The organism is Paenibacillus ginsengihumi DSM 21568 (assembly GCF_000380965.1).
In the GTDB taxonomy this organism is placed as follows: domain Bacteria; phylum Bacillota; class Bacilli; order Paenibacillales; family NBRC-103111; genus Paenibacillus_G; species Paenibacillus_G ginsengihumi.
Map to the genome: position 1 here is coordinate 1 of NZ_KB905636.1, position 16,953 is coordinate 16,953.

A 16,953-nucleotide genomic window follows, 5' to 3' on the forward strand; every position below is an offset into this window, starting at 1 on the left:
ATGCGGAAACAGGCTAGGCGGGATGAGAACCCAAGGGTTCGTCGGAGCATAAGCTTCGGTAGGGAAACTTCGCAGTCGGCCAAACGAAAGTGGCCGCATCCCACCCAATTTTCTTGACACATAAGGTTTATTGGGATAGACTTACCCTAAAAGGTTTATTGAAATAAACCTGGTGGGGAGGCCATGCGAAAATTGGAAGCTTACAAATTGTATGATGCCGAATACAAATTTGCCTGTCTGGTTTGGGATAACGAGCCGATGAAATCAACAGAGCTTGTCAAGCTTAGCCAGGCGAAGTTGGGCTGGAAGAAGTCGACAACCTATACCGTGTTAAGAAAGCTGTGCGAGCGGGGGATTCTCAGGAACGAGAATGCGACGGTAACGGCCATCGTTAAGAAAGCTGATGCGCAGAAATACGAGAGCCAGACCGTTGTTGAGAAAACCTTCAACGGGTCTTTGCCGCAATTTTTAACCGCTTTTCTCGGGGGGAAGAAGCTGACTGAGCAGGAGGCTGAGGAATTGAAGAGGATTATTGAGGAGGCCACTCGATGACGGGCCTGTTTTTGTTTATTGTGAATACGAGCATCACTGCAAGCTATGTGGCGTTGGCGGTCATGCTAGCAAGATGGCTTTTGTTGAGACGCGCCCCTAAAATATTCTCTTATATCTTATGGTCAGCTGTAGCGATTCGATTGGTTCTGCCCGTCAGCTTCACTGCAAGCTGGAGTCTGTTGCGCTTAGTTCAGCCTTCGTATGATGCGGGTACGGGCTACATCCAATATGTTTCGCAGGATATGGTTTTTGTCAACAATCATTTGGTGACGGACGGAATCCGCGAGATCGGCCAGTTGGTCCATTCGTCTCTTTCGGCTAGTTCCTGGGCATCAAGCGTCAATCCATGGACATTCATCCTGGGGGCTGCGAGTTTTGTGTGGATCGCGGGAGCTGCCGCCCTATTGCTGTACAGCGTCATTTCGTATATGAAATTTGCGGCTAAAGTCCGAACGGCGACTCTAGTCAGGGAAAACATTTTTGAGACGGATCAAATATCTACCCCGGTTGTTTACGGTTGGATCAAGCCGAAAATATACGTTCCGACCGGTTTGAGCGAGGAGCAGCAGCTATGCATTTTGCTGCATGAGCGGACGCATATCGCAAGAAGGGATTATTTGATCAAGCCGTTTGCGTTTTTGCTCGTTATTTTGCATTGGTTCAATCCGCTCATGTGGCTGGCTTATTCGCTGATGAGCAAGGATATGGAAATGTCCTGTGACGAAAGCGTTATTGATCAAATGGGCACCCAGAAGAAAAGAAGCTACTCCAACGCTCTGCTCTCCCTTTCCCTGAAACGGAGCGGGTTTTCGGCAGGCAGCCCGCTTGCTTTTGGAGAAAGCGATATAAAGGCGAGAATACGCAATGTGCTATCTTACCGGAAGCCCACTTCACGGATGACCGCCTGCGCGATCATCGTTATCGCCGCTCTTGTCGCAGGGTGCGTGGCGAACCCTGAGCCTTTGCCGCCGTCTTCGCCTCTTTCCCCGCAGCCTTCCTATCATGGATATCAGCTGGATAAGCTGCTGGAACATAAAACGCTGTATGTAGGCAACCATGTCAAAGTCGGCGGGCTCATCAGCGCGACACCGAAGTTAGCAGGCTTGGAAGGCAAAGGGATGGCTCTTCAAACGACAGAGCAGCCTTATGGGGTGACCGTCTATTATGCCATGAAGGATTCCGCCGGTTTGATGAAAGAAGGGGCTATTAACGGCGAAACCTTTTACCGCAACGCGATTGTGCTCTTAAGCCTGATTGATAATGTCGGTTCGATCACCTATTCGATTGTTGATGAGACGGGTTATGATGACGGCACAGAGTATAGCTTTACGTTCACAAGGCAGCAGGCGGACCAGCTGCTTGGACAGGATGTCCGGCAATATGCCGCAGACGAAGCAAGCTTACGGCAACTGATCGATCGTTTGGAGCGTATGTCATTCCATGAAACGGCCATGTAGGTGGCCGTTTTTTCATGCCGTAATTTGCATTCCTGGCAACGGCATAGACACCCCATGCTTGGGCGAAGTTAACCTTATGGAGGTGTTAAACGATGAGCAAAGCCGATAAGCCGCAGATCGGCTCGGAGCAGTTGGCGAAGGCATGGGCAAGAACACTGCCTACCGTGCTGAACGCATCCGACCGGGCCGACGTTAGACCAGATGAAGCGGATGAGCATGCTCTCCGTGTGCATATCCGTACGGCAGGTCACAGCGACTACAGCTTTGACTTCAAATGCACTTATGCCGATTCCCGGGAAGTAAAGGTCGAGCTGGTCGATGTGGAGCGGGAAGGGCAAAGCGTTGACGAAAGAACCGCGACCATTCAGACGCTTGTGGACGATTATGTCCGCCATATTCATGAATGCGCACAGCAGCTGCATGCAGTCACCAGCGGGAGCTGAGGAAGGAGCCATACTATGACCAAGAACAAGAGCGGCGTAGATAAAAACTTGATGAATGTCGTCGAACAGCTGGAGCAGCGGCCGGTTAACCGTCACCAGGCTCAGCAAGTGCAGCAGCAAAGAAACGATCACCGCCATCAGGACGCTTTGAACCACGATAACACGGAAGATATGTCTGTCTTAAGCGACAAAGAATAATCGATCAAACAAGAGAAGAGGTGTCTAGGATGCCGAAGGATATTCCGCAGCCGGTTAACCCTCCATCCGGACGGCAAAACCGGGAAGAGCACCGTCAGCCTAACGAGCCGTTGTCCGGCTCCAAAAAAGTCAAAAACCAAAATCACTCCAGGCATAACAACGGGGAAGGCTAATGCTCGCAAGGGCCGCTCACAAGCCGCAACGGCGGAGGGCGGCCTTTGTTGGTGCCGGTTTTGAAAAAGCTCCTAGGCAGACCATCTGCCTATTATCCATCCATGAAACTTTTTTGGCGGCATGCGTATCATGGTTATTATTCTGTATGCGGAATGGGGATATCCGATGGTACACATCAAGACGCCGGAAGAAATTGAGCGGATGCGAAAAGCGGGGCGTATCCTGGCGCGATGCCACGATGCGATCGAAGGCCTGATCCGGCCGGGCATGACGACGATGGAGCTGAACGATTTTACGGAAAAATTCCTAAAGCAGCACGGAGCCAGGCAGGTGCTTAAAGGCTACAAGGGCTTTCCTTATGCTATATGCGCTTCCGTCAACGACGTCATTGCGCACGGTTTTCCGGACAGGAAGCCGTTAAAGAGCGGAGATATCGTCAAGATCGATATCGTTTGCCGCTATCGCGGCTGGCTGGCCGATATGACCCGAACGTATCCGGTCGGAAGCTTGTCCGCCAGAGCTTCCCGCCTCGTTCGGATTGCCCGGGAATGCATGGACATCGGAATACGCCAATTAAGGCCAGGACGCCGAATCGGCGACGTGATGCACGAAGTTCAGCGGCACGCGGAGAATGCCGGCTATTCCGTCGTACGGGAGCTGGTGGGACATGGAATCGGCCGAACATTGCACGAAGAACCGCTCTTCCCGCATTTGGGCAAACGGGGGGAAGGCTTCCTCCTTCAGGAAGGAATGGTCATCACCATTGAGCCGATCATCAATGAAGGAGGAGCGGAGACATTTCTTGAAATAGACGGCTGGACGATGCGAACGATGGATGGCAGCCTGTCCGCCCAGTTCGAGCATACCGTCGCTATCACGAAGACGGGGCCGCTTATTTTGACCGTTTAAATGGCGATGACGGACGAATCGTTCGTCGCAGGCCGTCCCTTGCGGTGTCGAACATTTTCAGGTGCTGGCGTCTGTCTCCGGCCGATCCTCGGATACGGCGTGTCGAGACGGAGCGGGTGCGCCGATTTCCCCTGTCGAATCGGATTTGACGTCATGAATACCTTCGTTGTTGTAGATGTAAATGTCCTCCAGAGCGTCCGTGTCTGCGGCTTTGCCGCCAGGTGCCGTGTTGGATGCCATATGCGATCACCTCTATAGTAGTGTGGATGAATCGCCCGAAAATGATGAACAACAAAATGACCGTCGCTTCAAACGAAGCAGACGGTCTTTACGTTTCGTTAAGTATGGCGTCCCCGAGAGGACTCGAACCCCTATCTGTCCTTTAGGAGAGGACTGCTCTATCCCGTTGAGCTACGGGGACGCATCAAATTCAATTATAACATATAACGCGTTGAGAGAAAAGGGGAAGTTCCTGTGAGCGATCGGCGAGGGCAATTCTCCTGTTTGGTGACCGTTTTCAGAAAAAATTTGGGCTAGCGCAGTATTTTTTAACGCTTCTAACGTCAATAAGATGTGGGAAGGAGGGGGAGAACGATTTCGGAGGAAATGTGGATTGCCAGGTTGGAAGGAGGAGACGCCAATGCGTTTCGCGAATTCGCCGATACCTACTCGCAGTATTTATTCCAGGTGGCTTATTCCGTGCTGCGTTCAGTGAAGGATGCGGAGGATGTTACCCAGGAAACGATGATGAAAATTTATTCATCTCTCCCCCAGTACCGCGGGCAAGGGTTCAAAACTTGGATTACGCGCATAGCTGTCAACAAGGCGATTGACTACAAGCGATCTCATGACCGCAAACGGGAGGCGCTGACCGATGAGTGGGAACAGCATTTGCCAGTGGCTCGTTCCGTCAATCCGGTGGAGGAGATTGTGCTTAAACGGCAGGAAAGGGAACTGATTCGCCGAAAAATACGCGAGCTTCCGGACAGCTACCGGGACGTTGTCTTCGCCTTTTATATCGAGGAGAAGAGCTACCAGCAAATTGCCGAAGAACAGAATCTGGCCCTTAAGACGGTGGAATCGAAGCTGTACCGGGCCAAAAAGTACATGAAAAAGCATTGGAAGGAGGAAGAGAGGGAATGAACCATCCTGGCATCGAAGATTGGATCAGCTATATACGCGGAGAATTAAGCCCAGAAGACCGGGATGTCTGGGAAGCGCATCTGGAGCGTTGCGAAGCTTGCCTTGCGTTATATATCGAAGCCATGGAGCGATGCGTCCCGTCGCTTCCCGAATTGCCTGACGAAAGTCATTTTGTCGACAGGCTGATGGAACAGTTTGATGCCATATCTGACCGTAATGCATCGACAGAAGCAGTTGTACCCCCTGCAAACGTCCGTCCCGGCCCCGCAGCGGCACTTCGCAGCACGGAACGCCTTTCGCGGCGAACCCGCCTATATCGGCACCCTCTCTTCCATTACGGATTAGCCGCAGTGATTACGATGATTTTGATGAGCGCGGGCTTGTTCGAATCGGTTGCCGATACGATGGGTCATTGGGAGAAATCGAGACGCGAGGCCGTGGCGGAAGGAGTAAAACCGATGTCCGATACGCTCATGGAGAAAACAAGCGCGGTGCTGGATTCGATTCAGCCGAAGCGCGACAGAGGAGGTAACCGATGAATCCCCATAAAAGTCCGATGATTGTATTCCTGCTCGGGTTTATACCGGGACTAAGCCATTTGTATTTGAACAAAGCCTGGAAAGGACTCCTGTATGGAGGCTCGTTCTTCGGAACAGTATTGCTGTTCTTTTTCGTTGTCCTGGAAATTCACGACCACAAATTTGCGCTGATGCTGTTCGTGCTCGGCTTGCTGATCTGGTTCGTCAATATGATCGATACAGCCTATACTTTGCTGTACCGCAGGCCATACAACCCTTCCGTTTATGACAATTCGGCCTACGGGCCTGCGAATGACGGGTATCCGCCGCACAGCAGTGCAGCAGGGGGGGCGCCAACCGGCTGGCAAGGAAACGAAGCTTCGGACCGTTCCGCGATCATGCTGCTCTCCTTGATTCCGGGCCTGGGTCACTTCCGGCTCGGCCTCATGCAGCGCGGTCTCGGCTTCATCATTTCCTTTGTCGGCCTGGCCTTGATGGTATTTTTCGTCGCCATGCTGACCCGTCGCGATGAATTCCTGGTGTTCATGGGCATTTTGCCTGTAATCTGGATTTACAATCTGTTTGACTGCTCTCAGCAGCTTAGCCGCAAGGAGCGGGGCGAGCCGCTGGTTGACCGGACCGTATGCGAGGATTTTCAGGAAAGCCGCAGTCTGGAGCATAAAAATAAACCGATCGCCTCGATGCTGGCCATGTTCCCGGGCGCCGGACATATGTATTTGGGTCTGCAAAAGCGGGGCCTTCAGCTAATGGCTTTGTTTCTGTTCAGCATATTCATCATGGATCAGATGCGATTGTCGCTGTTTTTGTTTCTGATCCCGATCTTATGGTTTTACAGCTTCTTTGACGCTTTGAAGTACATTGCCAAATACGGACGAGAGCCGCTCGCGGACGAGCCTGTCGTCCATTGGCTGACCAATCAGCAGCGCTGGGTTGGCTACGGGCTGCTTGTCCTGGGGGCATATTACTTGTTCGATCAGCTGTTGTTGGATATTCTGAATGATTGGTTTCCGAAACACAAAATCATCTATCGATTCGACAGGTATTTCCAGCCCTTTGTTTTGTCCGTACTGCTGATCGGCAGCGGTCTTCGCTTGATCAGCGGAAGCTTCGGGAAGCGCAGGAGATTCGACGACAAGCATGCGCCGGGTCGGACAGACCGGCCGAACGGACGCTGACGGCTCCGGTACGGATGCTGCCTGCCAAAAGACGCCCCTTTCGCAAGCCGTACAGGCCAAGGCGAAGCGGGGCGTCAACCGGACCGGCGAAAGACCGGTTCTTCTATGTAAATATATAAGAAACACGTTTATCGATGTTCTTGCAAGGATGAGCGGCCGCGGTTTGGCGGTCGTTTTTGCTTGGTACAGAAAGTCGCCCTTCGTTTTATCGCTTTAGCAAAGTTAAACTTTCTGTAACGTTCAAAAAAGACCGTCCCATTCAGGACGGCCTTCTCATTGTCGTAATAATGGTCGAGACGACAGGATTTGAACCTGCGACCTCTTGGTCCCGAACCAAGCGCTCTACCAAGCTGAGCCACGTCTCGAAACTTCGCTTAAAACATTCTTAACGAATGCAGCTTCTTAATATTATCACGATCCGAAGCAAAAGTAAAGAGGGATTTCGAAAAAAATATCATGTACGCAAATGGCTTGGGGCGTCACCGGCGTCGCCCCAACCTTCGCAGACGTAAGCTTATCGCTCCTTGCCGCGCAGGCGGCGAAAAAATTGCGTCAGCATGGAGCTGCACTCTTCCTGCAGCACGCCGCTGACAACATCGACGCGATGGTTGAACCGCTCCTCCTGCAGCAAATTCATCAGCGTTCCGGAGCAGCCGGCCTTCGGGTCCGCCGTTCCGTAGACAACCTGGACGATGCGCGATTGAACAATGGCTCCCGCGCACATGGGGCATGGCTCCAAGGTTACGTACAGGCGGCAGTCGAGCAGCCTCCAGGCATCCAAATATTCGCTGGCCTGCCGGATCGCCAAAAGCTCCGCATGAGCCAGCGGATCGCGGGTCGTCTCGCGCAAATTGTGGCCGCGGCCGATAATTTCGCCATCCTTCACGATGACAGCCCCAATCGGCACTTCCCGAATTGCCTCCGCCTTGCGGGCCTCCTCGATCGCCGCTCTCATATAGGGGATATGCTGTTCCCATGCTTCGTGCCCGTTCACATCGTTCCTCCGATTCTATGCCATTCGCTTTTGTGGATATCCATTCGAACAAACATTCGTTGTTAACATGCTGTGGATAATGTTGTGGATAAATGTCCACGCATTTCATTTTAGTTAAAGAATCGGTTTTTCGCAAATAGGCGGGCCGCGCGCGTCCGACAGGTAATGAATACGATAAGAAAAACGTCTATCGACGTCCATTCAAAGAAGAACGACCGCGGATTAAGCGGTATTTTTTCTTGGTACAGAAAGTCGCCCTTCGCTTTAATCCTTTAGCCAAGTTAAACTTTTTGTAACGATAAGAAAATCGACCGGAGCCATTGCCGCTCCGACCATTCCAAAGTATAATTAAATTAATATTAATTAATAGTAGGTTAATTTTACTAGTTTTTTGTGGCATAATTTGATGAATTTGAGATTTGAGTCATTCGTTAAGGGCAAACTTGTCGAAAGGCAAGGACGCAAAGCTGAGGGTCTAAGGTTCGTAGGACGAACTATGGCAGCCTGGCCGCCGAATATCGCATAGAGTGGATTTGTTTTCGGCGCAGCCGGTCTGTTTCCCAATGGTTTAAGCGGGCATTATATTTATTTGGGGAAGGGCGGGATTTGTGTGTCACCGAAGCCTGCTGTCGCGCCCAATCATGAATTCGCAAGCAAGTACCGCAACGAAGGCGCGGAAGAATTGCTGCATTGCCGAACGGTGCTGGAGAAGGAAGGAATTGCCTTTACCGGAATATTGTCATATGCCGAAGGGAACATGGTGGAAGTGGAGACGTCGGAGTGCAGACAATTCGACGTAGGGGATATTGTGAAGCTGACCATTCATTCGCAGGCGGGAGATCGGGTGTTCGAGTCGAGGGTGATTGCCAAAGACCGGAGAGCCATTATGTGCATGAAGCTTTCGAAGGGCCGGAAGCCCGTTTCCGAAAGAAGGGAATACCCGCGAGTCAAGGCGAATCTGCGAGGGACGATCTGCAGGATGTTCCAGCCGTTTGACGGCGGCTGGCGTTCGCTGAGCGAGCCTATAAAGCTGCAGGTCTTCGACGTCAGCGTAGGCGGCGTCGGTTTTATGGTAAAGGAAGAGCATGCATTAGGCGCGGATATGCTTGTCTATGCCGAACTGGAGCTGGACATGCGTCTTCCGTGCCAGCTAAAGATTGTGCGCAGGCAGCCGGCGACGGAAGGGGCATATTACGGCGCCAAATATGTGGATCTGCCGGTCGAGAAAGCCAACACTTTGCGCGCGTTCGTCTTTCGGAGGCAGGTCGAGGAGTATTTTAGGCGTTAGGAGCAATATAAGGAAGAACCTTAAATGGTTCTTCCTTATTATTTCTATGGAGATAAAGCACCGAGCCTTTGGAGTGGAGGCGGCGGGCTGACATTTCGATGGGATTGATCCGATACCGCTTAAGTAACATTTTAACTGAGTGATCGCGCAAAGATGACAAACCGACATGAAATATTATATAATTATAATTTAGAATATTTGAATTGACTTTCTAAGGAGTTGTCCTTTGCAATGGCTTTGAAAGCTGGTATTGTAGGGCTGCCTAACGTAGGCAAGTCCACGTTGTTCAATGCAATCACGCAGGCGGGGGCGGAATCGGCGAACTATCCGTTCTGTACGATCGACCCGAACGTCGGCGTCGTGGAAGTGCCGGACGAGCGGCTCTCCAAACTGGCGGAAATTGTCGTTCCGAACCGGATTGTGCCGACGGCGTTCGAGTTCGTCGACATTGCCGGGCTCGTGAAGGGGGCCAGCAAGGGCGAGGGGCTCGGCAACAAGTTTTTGGCGCATATCCGCGAGGTGGACGCGATCGTGCACGTCGTGCGCTGTTTTCAAGACGAGAACATCACGCACGTTTCGGGCAAGGTCGATCCGATCAGCGATATCGAGACGATTAATCTGGAGCTGATCTTGGCCGATGTCGATTCGGTGGATAGACGGATTGAACGTTCGCGCAAAAATATGAAGAGCGGCGACAAGAAATATGCGCAGGAGGTCGAGGTGCTGGAGCGCATCAAGGAGGCGCTGTACAACGACAAGCCGGCCCGCAGCGTGGACTTAAGCGACGAAGAGAAGCTGCTGGTGCGCGACCTGCATTTGCTGACGATGAAGCCTGTACTGTACGCTGCCAATGTGAGCGAGGCCGAGGCGGCGAACGCAGACGAGAATCCGTTTGTGCAGACGGTTCGCGAATACGCGGCGCAGGAAGGCGCCGAGGTCGTGCCGATCAGCGCCCGTGTCGAATCGGAGATCGCGGAGCTGGAAGGCGAAGACAAGCAGATGTTCCTGGAGGAGCTCGGCCTGCAGGAATCAGGCCTCAACCGCCTGATTCGCGCGGCCTACAAGCTGCTCGGGTTATATACGTATTTTACGGCGGGCGTGCAGGAGGTACGGGCCTGGACGATCCGCAGAGGGACGAAGGCGCCGCAGGCGGCCGGCGTCATCCATACCGATTTCGAGCGCGGGTTTATTCGCGCCGAGGTCGTCTCTTACGATGATCTGGTGAACGCCGGATCGATGAATGCGGCTAAGGAAAGAGGACAGCTGCGCTTGGAAGGCAAAGACTATGTCGTGCAGGACGGCGACGTCATGCATTTCCGGTTTAATGTGTAATTTATGACATTGGGAGGATGAAGCAAGGTGCTGGACCGACTTCAATCGCTGGCCGACCGTTATGAGAAGCTGAGCGAACTGCTGTGCGATCCCGATGTGGCGAACGACCCGAAGAAGCTGCGCGAATATTCTAAGGAGCAATCCAGCCTTCAGGAGACGTACGAGGCTTATACGGAATACAAAAGCGTCATCGAACAGATCGAGGCGGCTCGGGCGATGCAGGCCGAGAAACTGGACGATGAGATGAAAGAGCTCGTCAAGCTGGAGCTGGAGGAGCTGTCCGAGCGCAAGCAGCAGCTCGAGGAGCGGCTGAAGGTGCTCATGCTGCCGAAGGACCCGAATGACGACAAGAACGTCATCGTCGAGATTCGCGGCGCCGCCGGGGGCGACGAGGCTGCGCTGTTCGCCGCGGATCTGTACCGCATGTATACGAAATATGCGGATATGCAGGGCTGGCGCACCGAAGTGCTTGATGTGAGCATGAACGATTTGGGCGGGTTTAAGGAGATCATATTTATGATCAACGGCAAAGGCGCCTACAGCAAATTGAAGTTTGAGAGCGGCGCTCATCGCGTTCAGCGCATTCCGGCGACGGAGTCGGGCGGCCGCATTCATACCTCTACTTCGACTGTCGGCGTGATGCCGGAGATGGAAGAAATCGATATTGAGATCAATGACGCAGATATCCGCGTCGATACGTTCTGCTCGAGCGGAGCGGGCGGCCAGTCCGTCAATACGACGAAATCGGCGGTACGCGTGACGCATATTCCGACCGGGATTGTCGCCACCTGCCAGGACGGCAAATCGCAAAACTCGAACAAGGAAAAGGCTCTGCAGGTGCTGCGGGCGCGGATATACGATAAAATGCAGCAGGAGGAAATGGAGAAATACGGCGCCGAACGGAAAAGCAAGGTCGGTACGGGAGACCGTTCCGAACGGATCCGGACGTACAACTTCCCGCAGAGCCGGGTGACCGATCACCGCATCGGGCTGACGCTGCATAAGCTCGACGCCGTGCTGAACGGGGAGATGGACGAGATTATTACTGCGCTGACGATCGCAGCCCAGGCGGAGCAGTTGGAAAAGGAAAGCCAGCCGTCATGACGTCCGCGGAACGGCAGCGATCGATTCGGGAAGCCTTCCAGGAGGCTTCTTCTTTTTTGCGGGGCGCGGGAGTCGCGGAGCCGGAGTCGTGCGCCATGCTGCTCTTGGAGCACCTTCTGGGCATCGGCCGCAGCGAGCTGCTGCTGCGCTGGCCGGAGCCGTTCCCCGCGGCGCAGGAAGCCGCCTGGCAAGAGCTGTTGCGGCGCAAAGCGAGCGGGGAACCGGTGCAGTATATCACCCGGGTGCAGGAGTTCTACGGCCTGCCGTTTCGTGTCACGCCGGCGGTGCTCATTCCCCGGCCGGAGACCGAGCTGCTCGTCGAAGAAGCGCTTAGGCTCGGGCGGGAGCTGTGGCCGGCGGAGAGACTCGGTGCTGGCCAGGATCATGAGGTAACTGCGAAGCCCTCTGCAGAACCGGAGGAGTCTGAGCGGGGCAGCGGCGGGGAGGCAGTCTCAAGCGCGGCAGCACGCTGCCTGGCGGCTGCTTCCGGCTCGGAGAAGCTTCGCCCTGACAGCGAGGGAGAGAGCGCGGCGATCGCGGCGGCGTACCGTCCGGCGGTAGCGGATATCGGCGTCGGAAGCGGCGCGATTGCCGTAACGCTGGCCGTGAATGCTCCGGATTGGCGCATTTACGGCTCGGATCTCTCGGCGGAAGCGCTCCAGGTAGCGCGAAGTAATGCTGAGTGTTACGAGGCGGGACGAAGCATCACCTTCTACGAAGGCGACTTGCTGACGCCGTTCGTGCAGCGCGGCATCCGGCTCGATATGGTGCTGTCCAACCCGCCGTATATTCCCGACGGGGATGAAGCAGGGCTGCAGCCGGAGGTCAGGCTGTTCGAGCCGCGGACAGCCTTGTTCGGCGGTCCGGACGGACTGGAGCTGTACCGCCGGCTGACGTCGCAGCTAAAGGAGCTGCCCGCGCTGCCGCGCGTAGTCGGCCTCGAGGTCGGCCAGGGGCAGGCGGCGGCCGTTCGCGAGCTGCTGGCTGCAGTCGGCCGGTGGGACGAGATCCGCATCGTGCCTGATTTGGCTGGCATCCAGCGGCATGTATTGGCTATCCGGCGGGACTAGGCCTGCCGCGGGAGCTATGGAGCCGCAGGGAGTGCTGGCGACAAGGCGGCGAGCGGTTGCCGAAGCGAAGAAGCGGCGCCGCTCGCTTCTATTCCTATCAACCGCTGGCCGAAAATTTCATAGATTGCGCGTTTAAAACCTTCCGAACCGGTTCATACTGTCTAGCAGATGCACTGATAGAGTTCGAGAGGGGACGATTCGGATGGTCAGACGCAAGGCATGGAACTGGAAACGGTATGCTTATTTGGGATTCGCCTTCATGGTGCTGCTGGCTTGCTGGGAAGCAAACCGCTCCAACGCTTGGGTATACGCAGCTTCGGACAGGGCGGCAGGGGCTATCGACATCATTCCGCAAGAGTCCATTCGCCTGCGCATTCTGGCTCATTCCGATGCCCCCCAGGATCAATGGATCAAAAGGGAAATACGCGATGTAATCGTTGCAGAAATGAACGGCTGGGCGACGGAGCCGAAAGGGATTGAGGAAGCCCGCGAGATCATTCGGGAACGGCTGCCCGAGCTTGAAGCGCTTGTTGGACGCACCCTGCAGGAATACGGCTTCGATTATACGTATCAGGTGGAGCTGGGCATGGTCCCGTTCCCTACGAAAATGTACGGCAATCAGGTGTATCCGGCCGGCGATTACGAGGCGCTGCGGGTCACGATTGGCGACGGCAAAGGGCAAAACTGGTGGTGCGTGCTGTTCCCGCCGCTCTGCTTCGTCGATTCGGAGATGATCGCCAAGAAGAAGCCGAACACTGCGCATGCGGCCGCCGCCGGGGATGAAACGGATTCGCAGGCCGCTTCGGCGGAAGGAGGCAGAAGCAGCGGCGGGGCAGAAACGGAGCGGCCATCTGCCAAGCAGGATCGCGCCGATGAGCAGACGGAAGTCGGCCGCGAAGGTCTGGCCCAGGCGGGGGACGCCGCCGCGGGCGAGGCTTCGGCCCATCGGACGCCGCAGCCGGAAATTCGCTTTTTTCTGTGGGATTTGTTTAAGAAAATCGGCTCCCTCTTCGCGTAATTCGCACAGGAAGAGCGATCATGTTAATGCCCGCGGATTAGGATGAGATAGCTGGCCTGATATCCTGCTGACTGATTCTCTTGAAAAAGGACGCGAATGGGATGACACAACGATGGAATGTGAGCGGCGCCGCGGAAAGCGTGCGCCACGCTGCTTTGAATGAAGCTGCGGCCATGCTGAGGGATGGCGCTACGGTCGCTTTTCCGACGGAGACGGTGTACGGACTCGGGGCCGACGCCCGAAATACGGAGGCGGTAGCCCGCATCTTCGAGGCGAAGGGACGGCCGTCGGACAACCCGCTGATCGTACATATCGCCGACCGGTCTCAGCTGGAGGAGCTGACCACCCCTCCGGAGGAGGCCGTTTCGCGTTTGCTGGAGGCATTCTGGCCGGGGCCGCTGACGGTGGTGCTGCCGGTAAGGCCGGGCGTGCTGTCGCCGCTGGTCACCGCCGGGCTGACTACGGTCGGGGTGCGCATCCCCGACCATCCCGTAGCGCTGGAGCTGATCGCCGCGGCAGGCTGCCCTGTCGCCGCCCCGAGCGCGAATCGCTCGGGGCGACCGAGTCCCACACGGGCCGATCACGTGTGGGAAGATCTTGCGGGCCGCATCGGCGGCCTCGTCGACGGAGGGCCGACCGGGGTCGGCGTCGAGTCGACGGTCGTGCAGTACGTCCCCGCAGCAGCCGCCGGCGGCAGGCCGGCGGGAGGGGGCGTGCTGCACATTTTGCGGCCCGGCGGCGTTACGGCGGCGCAGCTGGAGCGTGCGCTGCCGGGCGTGGCGGTGCGCGAGGCGGCCGCGCACCAGGACCCCGGCGAGGCGCCCCGCGCGCCGGGCATGAAGTACGCGCACTACGCTCCGCGCGGCGCGATGACGCTTTTTCGGGGGCGGCCAGGCACCGCCCCGGAACAGGTGCTCGCGCGGATGCAGCGCGAGCTGGATGAAGCCCGCGCGCGAGGGGAGCGCACCGGCGTGCTCACCTATGGCGAGCACGAGGCGGCGGGCTGGCGCGCGGATTGCGTCATCGCCTGCGGCAGGCTGGACGACCTGGATGAGGCCGCGCGGCGACTGTATGACGCGCTGCGCGCTTTCGACGAAGCCGGCGTCGGCTTTATCGCGGCCGAAGCGTGCCCCGAAGCCGGCATCGGCGCCGCGATCATGAACCGGCTGAGCAAAGCCGCCGGCGACCGCTTGATTGACGTATAGCTATAACCTTAAGGGAGTTGTCCGCGAAATCGGTCAGGCCCAAGCATGTTTCCTCCCTTGTCCGCATATGTTGATGGGGAATGGGACAGGGGGGAGACGGCTTGGGGTAGCGTCGCAGCTGTTATGGGGGCAGTTTATCGCCGTTGTGCTGATGGCCGTCGCTCTCGGCCTGGACGCGCTGTCTATGGGCCTGGGGATCGGCATGAAAGGAATCCGGAAGCGGGATATCTTGACAATCAGCCTGATCATTGCTTTTTTTCATATCGTGATGCCGCTAGCGGGCATGCTCATGGGCGGTTACGTCGGCAAGCTGCTTGGACAGGTGGCGACCGTTGGCGGAGGTATTTTGCTCATTTTGCTCGGGGCCCATATGGTGTACCATTCGCTTAATGGAAGCGAGAACAGGTCTCTCGATCACCGCAGCGTCGGAGGAATGACGATGTACGCGCTGAGCGTGAGCATCGATTCCTTTTCGGTCGGAATATCGCTTGGAATGTTTTCCGGAGATCCGGTGTTAACCGTGCTTACGTTCGGGGCGGTTGCGGGCTTGATGGCGATGACCGGCCTCTTGCTCGGCAGCCGCGTGGCCGGATGGATCGGCGAATACGGGGAGGCGCTCGGCGGGGTGATTTTGCTGGCGTTCGGCATTCGTTTTCTGATCTGATTTGCGGTACAATAAGGGGCAGAAGCGAACCGAAACCATCATACGATAAAGGCGGGGTATTCGATGAAACGCATCTTGTTCGTATGCACCGGGAATACTTGCCGCAGCCCGATGGCGGAAAGCATGCTGCGCCGGCTGGCCGAAGAACGTGGGCTCGGCGGGAAGCTCGACATCCGTTCCGCCGGCGTCGCGGCCATTGACGGATTGCCCGTATCGGAAAATGCGGCTGAGGTGTTGAAGCGCAAGCAATGCCAGGTTCCGGACGGTTCGAAGGCGCTGACGGCTTCCTTGATGGAATGGGCCGACGTGGTGCTGACGATGACATCCGGCCATAAACGCCAGGCGATCCAGCGTTTTCCCGAATCGATAGATAAGGTATTCACGCTGAAGGAATATGTAGGCGATGACGAAGCGTCGGCAGAGAAGCTCGCGGCGCTGGAGTCGCTCGTCTCCGAGCTTCACTTGAAGCAGGCGACGGCTCAGCCGGTGACGGATGAAGAGAAGCAGCGGCTAATGGCGTTAGAACGCGAGCTGCCGAATCCGGATATCGCCGATCCGTTCGGCTGCTCGCTGGAGGAATACCGAAAGTGCGCCGACGAGATCGAGCAATGTTTGACAAAGCTGCTGAACAAGCTCGGCAGCGAATCGCAATGACGCTGCTTAAGCAGCGGACTGCGGGCCGCCGGGGGATTCTCCCGGCGGCCCGTTCCTGTTGGCAGCGGAGCTTGTCGCCGCAGGCAGCGACCGGCAAGCGGCGTATAAAGGATTACGCCTGCTCCTCCGGCGCCGCGCCGAGCACATGCTTCTCGAAATAAGCGCCCCAATCCGGCTGGCTGCCGTCCGCGTCGGTGAAGCCGTATTCGCGGTAAAGCTGCCAGGTGCTGAGCGCCTGGCCGGACATGGCTGCGACGTTCGGATCGGCGGCCAGCGCAGCGACAGCCCGGTGCGACTGCACCGCCCGCTGCTGCATCGTCAGTCCGTCGTCGAGCGAATGCTCCCAGAACTTCGCGCCCCACTGCGTCAGCGGATCGCCGCCCCAGACATCGTTCACGAGAAGATCGAGGCGGCCATTTTGCTCCCGGCGAATGCGCTCGAACAGCGCGCGCACTTCGTCCGCTGCGGTGTGGTCGACTTTGACGGGGATGCCCAGACCGCCGGCGGCCGTCACCTGCTCGGCCGTGTCCTCGATCGTCTCCGGACGGTCCATGTCGCTCCTTAAGGATCTCGTGCTCCGTCCAGTGACATAGACGGTGGCGCCTGCCTCTCCGAGCATGACGGCGATGCCGCGGCCCGCGCCCCGGGTCGCGCCGGCGACGACGGCAATTCGTCCCTTTAGCGGCTTTTCCGATGAGGTTTGTTCCAAGGACATCCAACCTCCCTCTTTTCTCAATAGACGCCTATGACGAGCGATTCCTTTCGTCATCGGTCGTCACCTTCGGTGTTGAAAAATTCGCCGGAGGGTTCCGTCCAATTTTTCAAGATAGACGCCTATGACGAGCGAGACCTTCGTCATCGGTCGTCATGGTCATCGTTCATTCATGAGCCTTGTCCGCAGCACAGCTGTCCATGCCATAGTTCTCTGCTTGCGTTGCGGCCAACGGCATGTTTGTCGGACACCAGACTCATGGTCCAGTATAGGCCATCAACTACGACAGCCTCTGTCATATATATTTGATATATTTTATGAT

The 16,953-nt window shown here is 56.2% G+C and carries 20 protein-coding genes, 2 tRNA genes and 1 riboswitch; of the genes, 17 read left to right on the top strand and 5 right to left on the bottom strand.

Going from position 1 to position 16,953, the window contains the following annotated elements; genetic code table 11:
- Nucleotides 1-192 precede the first annotated feature (192 nt).
- The 6 genes from F591_RS0124860 to map all read left to right on the top strand — a co-directional run bounded on the left by F591_RS0124860 (nt 193) and on the right by map (nt 3,733).
- Entirely contained in the window at nt 193-552 is a 360-nt protein-coding gene (locus F591_RS0124860; RefSeq protein WP_026326884.1) for a BlaI/MecI/CopY family transcriptional regulator, read from the top strand.
- On the top strand, nt 549-2,009 hold the full coding sequence (locus F591_RS0124865; RefSeq protein WP_019537302.1) for a M56 family metallopeptidase: 1,461 nt from the start codon (nt 549-551) through the stop codon (nt 2,007-2,009). The genes F591_RS0124860 and F591_RS0124865 overlap by 4 nt, the downstream gene beginning before the upstream one ends.
- Before the next feature lie 92 nt (nt 2,010-2,101).
- Nucleotides 2,102-2,452 carry a hypothetical protein gene (locus tag F591_RS0124870; RefSeq protein WP_019537303.1) on the top strand — a complete coding sequence of 117 codons (351 nt, stop codon included), beginning with the start codon at nt 2,102-2,104 and terminating at the stop codon, nt 2,450-2,452.
- 15 nt (nt 2,453-2,467) lie between these two features.
- Complete coding sequence (locus F591_RS0124875; protein ID WP_019537304.1) at nt 2,468-2,650, top strand: hypothetical protein; 183 nt, start codon at nt 2,468-2,470, stop codon at nt 2,648-2,650.
- 29 nt (nt 2,651-2,679) lie between these two features.
- Nucleotides 2,680-2,823 carry a small acid-soluble spore protein P gene (locus F591_RS29050; RefSeq protein WP_019537305.1) on the top strand — a complete coding sequence of 48 codons (144 nt, stop codon included), beginning with the start codon at nt 2,680-2,682 and terminating at the stop codon, nt 2,821-2,823.
- Nucleotides 2,824-2,989: 166 nt separating this feature from the next.
- The gene (gene map / locus F591_RS0124885; RefSeq protein WP_026326885.1) at nt 2,990-3,733 is read left to right on the top strand and encodes a type I methionyl aminopeptidase; all 744 of its coding nucleotides are present in this window, start codon (nt 2,990-2,992) and stop codon (nt 3,731-3,733) included.
- A gap of 57 nt (nt 3,734-3,790) precedes the next feature.
- On the opposite strand, the gene F591_RS0124890 is transcribed toward map, so the two are convergent.
- Entirely contained in the window at nt 3,791-3,973 is a 183-nt protein-coding gene (locus tag F591_RS0124890; protein WP_019537307.1) for a hypothetical protein, read from the bottom strand.
- Nucleotides 3,974-4,078: 105 nt separating this feature from the next.
- Nucleotides 4,079-4,154, bottom strand: a tRNA-Arg gene (locus tag F591_RS0124895).
- Between the two features lie 185 nt (nt 4,155-4,339).
- On the opposite strand from F591_RS0124895, the gene F591_RS0124900 reads away from it, so the two are divergent.
- Genes F591_RS0124900 through F591_RS0124910 form a run of 3 tightly spaced genes read left to right on the top strand, consistent with a single transcriptional unit; the run spans nt 4,340 to nt 6,590 of the window.
- Entirely contained in the window at nt 4,340-4,876 is a 537-nt protein-coding gene (locus F591_RS0124900) for an RNA polymerase sigma factor (protein WP_019537308.1), read from the top strand.
- On the top strand, nt 4,873-5,415 hold the full coding sequence (locus F591_RS0124905; protein ID WP_019537309.1) for an anti-sigma factor family protein: 543 nt from the start codon (nt 4,873-4,875) through the stop codon (nt 5,413-5,415). Before F591_RS0124900 ends, F591_RS0124905 begins: the two co-directional genes overlap by 4 nt.
- Nucleotides 5,412-6,590, top strand: a complete 1,179-nt coding sequence (locus F591_RS0124910; RefSeq protein ID WP_019537310.1) for a hypothetical protein — start codon at nt 5,412-5,414, stop codon at nt 6,588-6,590. Before F591_RS0124905 ends, F591_RS0124910 begins: the two co-directional genes overlap by 4 nt.
- Nucleotides 6,591-6,878: 288 nt before the next feature.
- Here F591_RS0124910 and F591_RS0124920 read toward each other — a convergent pair.
- A tRNA-Pro gene (locus tag F591_RS0124920) sits at nt 6,879-6,955 on the bottom strand.
- A gap of 149 nt (nt 6,956-7,104) precedes the next feature.
- Nucleotides 7,105-7,584 carry a tRNA adenosine(34) deaminase TadA gene (tadA, locus tag F591_RS0124925; RefSeq protein WP_019537311.1) on the bottom strand — a complete coding sequence of 160 codons (480 nt, stop codon included), beginning with the start codon at nt 7,582-7,584 and terminating at the stop codon, nt 7,105-7,107.
- 426 nt (nt 7,585-8,010) lie between these two features.
- Nucleotides 8,011-8,100, top strand: a riboswitch (cyclic di-GMP riboswitch).
- Nucleotides 8,101-8,194: 94 nt separating this feature from the next.
- On the opposite strand from tadA, the gene F591_RS29055 reads away from it, so the two are divergent.
- From F591_RS29055 to F591_RS0124965, 8 genes are all read left to right on the top strand, one after another.
- Complete coding sequence (locus F591_RS29055) at nt 8,195-8,872, top strand: PilZ domain-containing protein (protein WP_019537312.1); 678 nt, start codon at nt 8,195-8,197, stop codon at nt 8,870-8,872.
- 231 nt (nt 8,873-9,103) lie between these two features.
- Nucleotides 9,104-10,204: a redox-regulated ATPase YchF gene (ychF, locus tag F591_RS0124935; RefSeq protein ID WP_019537313.1), complete on the top strand. Its 1,101-nt coding sequence runs from the start codon at nt 9,104-9,106 to the stop codon at nt 10,202-10,204.
- Nucleotides 10,205-10,231: 27 nt separating this feature from the next.
- Complete coding sequence (prfA, locus tag F591_RS0124940) at nt 10,232-11,308, top strand: peptide chain release factor 1 (RefSeq protein WP_019537314.1); 1,077 nt, start codon at nt 10,232-10,234, stop codon at nt 11,306-11,308.
- Nucleotides 11,305-12,378, top strand: coding sequence for a N5-glutamine methyltransferase family protein (locus F591_RS0124945; RefSeq protein WP_019537315.1), 1,074 nt, complete (start codon nt 11,305-11,307; stop codon nt 12,376-12,378). Before prfA ends, F591_RS0124945 begins: the two co-directional genes overlap by 4 nt.
- Nucleotides 12,379-12,580: 202 nt before the next feature.
- Complete coding sequence (spoIIR, locus tag F591_RS0124950; protein ID WP_019537316.1) at nt 12,581-13,396, top strand: stage II sporulation protein R; 816 nt, start codon at nt 12,581-12,583, stop codon at nt 13,394-13,396.
- A gap of 101 nt (nt 13,397-13,497) precedes the next feature.
- Nucleotides 13,498-14,601 (top strand): L-threonylcarbamoyladenylate synthase, encoded by a 1,104-nt coding sequence (locus F591_RS0124955; protein ID WP_019537317.1) that lies wholly within the window; start codon nt 13,498-13,500, stop codon nt 14,599-14,601.
- Between the two features lie 73 nt (nt 14,602-14,674).
- Nucleotides 14,675-15,265, top strand: coding sequence for a manganese efflux pump MntP (locus F591_RS0124960; RefSeq protein WP_051109264.1), 591 nt, complete (start codon nt 14,675-14,677; stop codon nt 15,263-15,265).
- Nucleotides 15,266-15,328: 63 nt separating this feature from the next.
- A complete protein-coding gene (locus F591_RS0124965) occupies nt 15,329-15,919 on the top strand; it encodes a low molecular weight protein arginine phosphatase (protein ID WP_019537319.1) in 591 nt (196 codons plus the stop codon).
- A gap of 112 nt (nt 15,920-16,031) precedes the next feature.
- On the opposite strand, the gene F591_RS0124970 is transcribed toward F591_RS0124965, so the two are convergent.
- Nucleotides 16,032-16,634: an SDR family NAD(P)-dependent oxidoreductase gene (locus F591_RS0124970; protein WP_019537320.1), complete on the bottom strand. Its 603-nt coding sequence runs from the start codon at nt 16,632-16,634 to the stop codon at nt 16,032-16,034.
- Between the last annotated feature and the right edge of the window lie 319 nt (nt 16,635-16,953).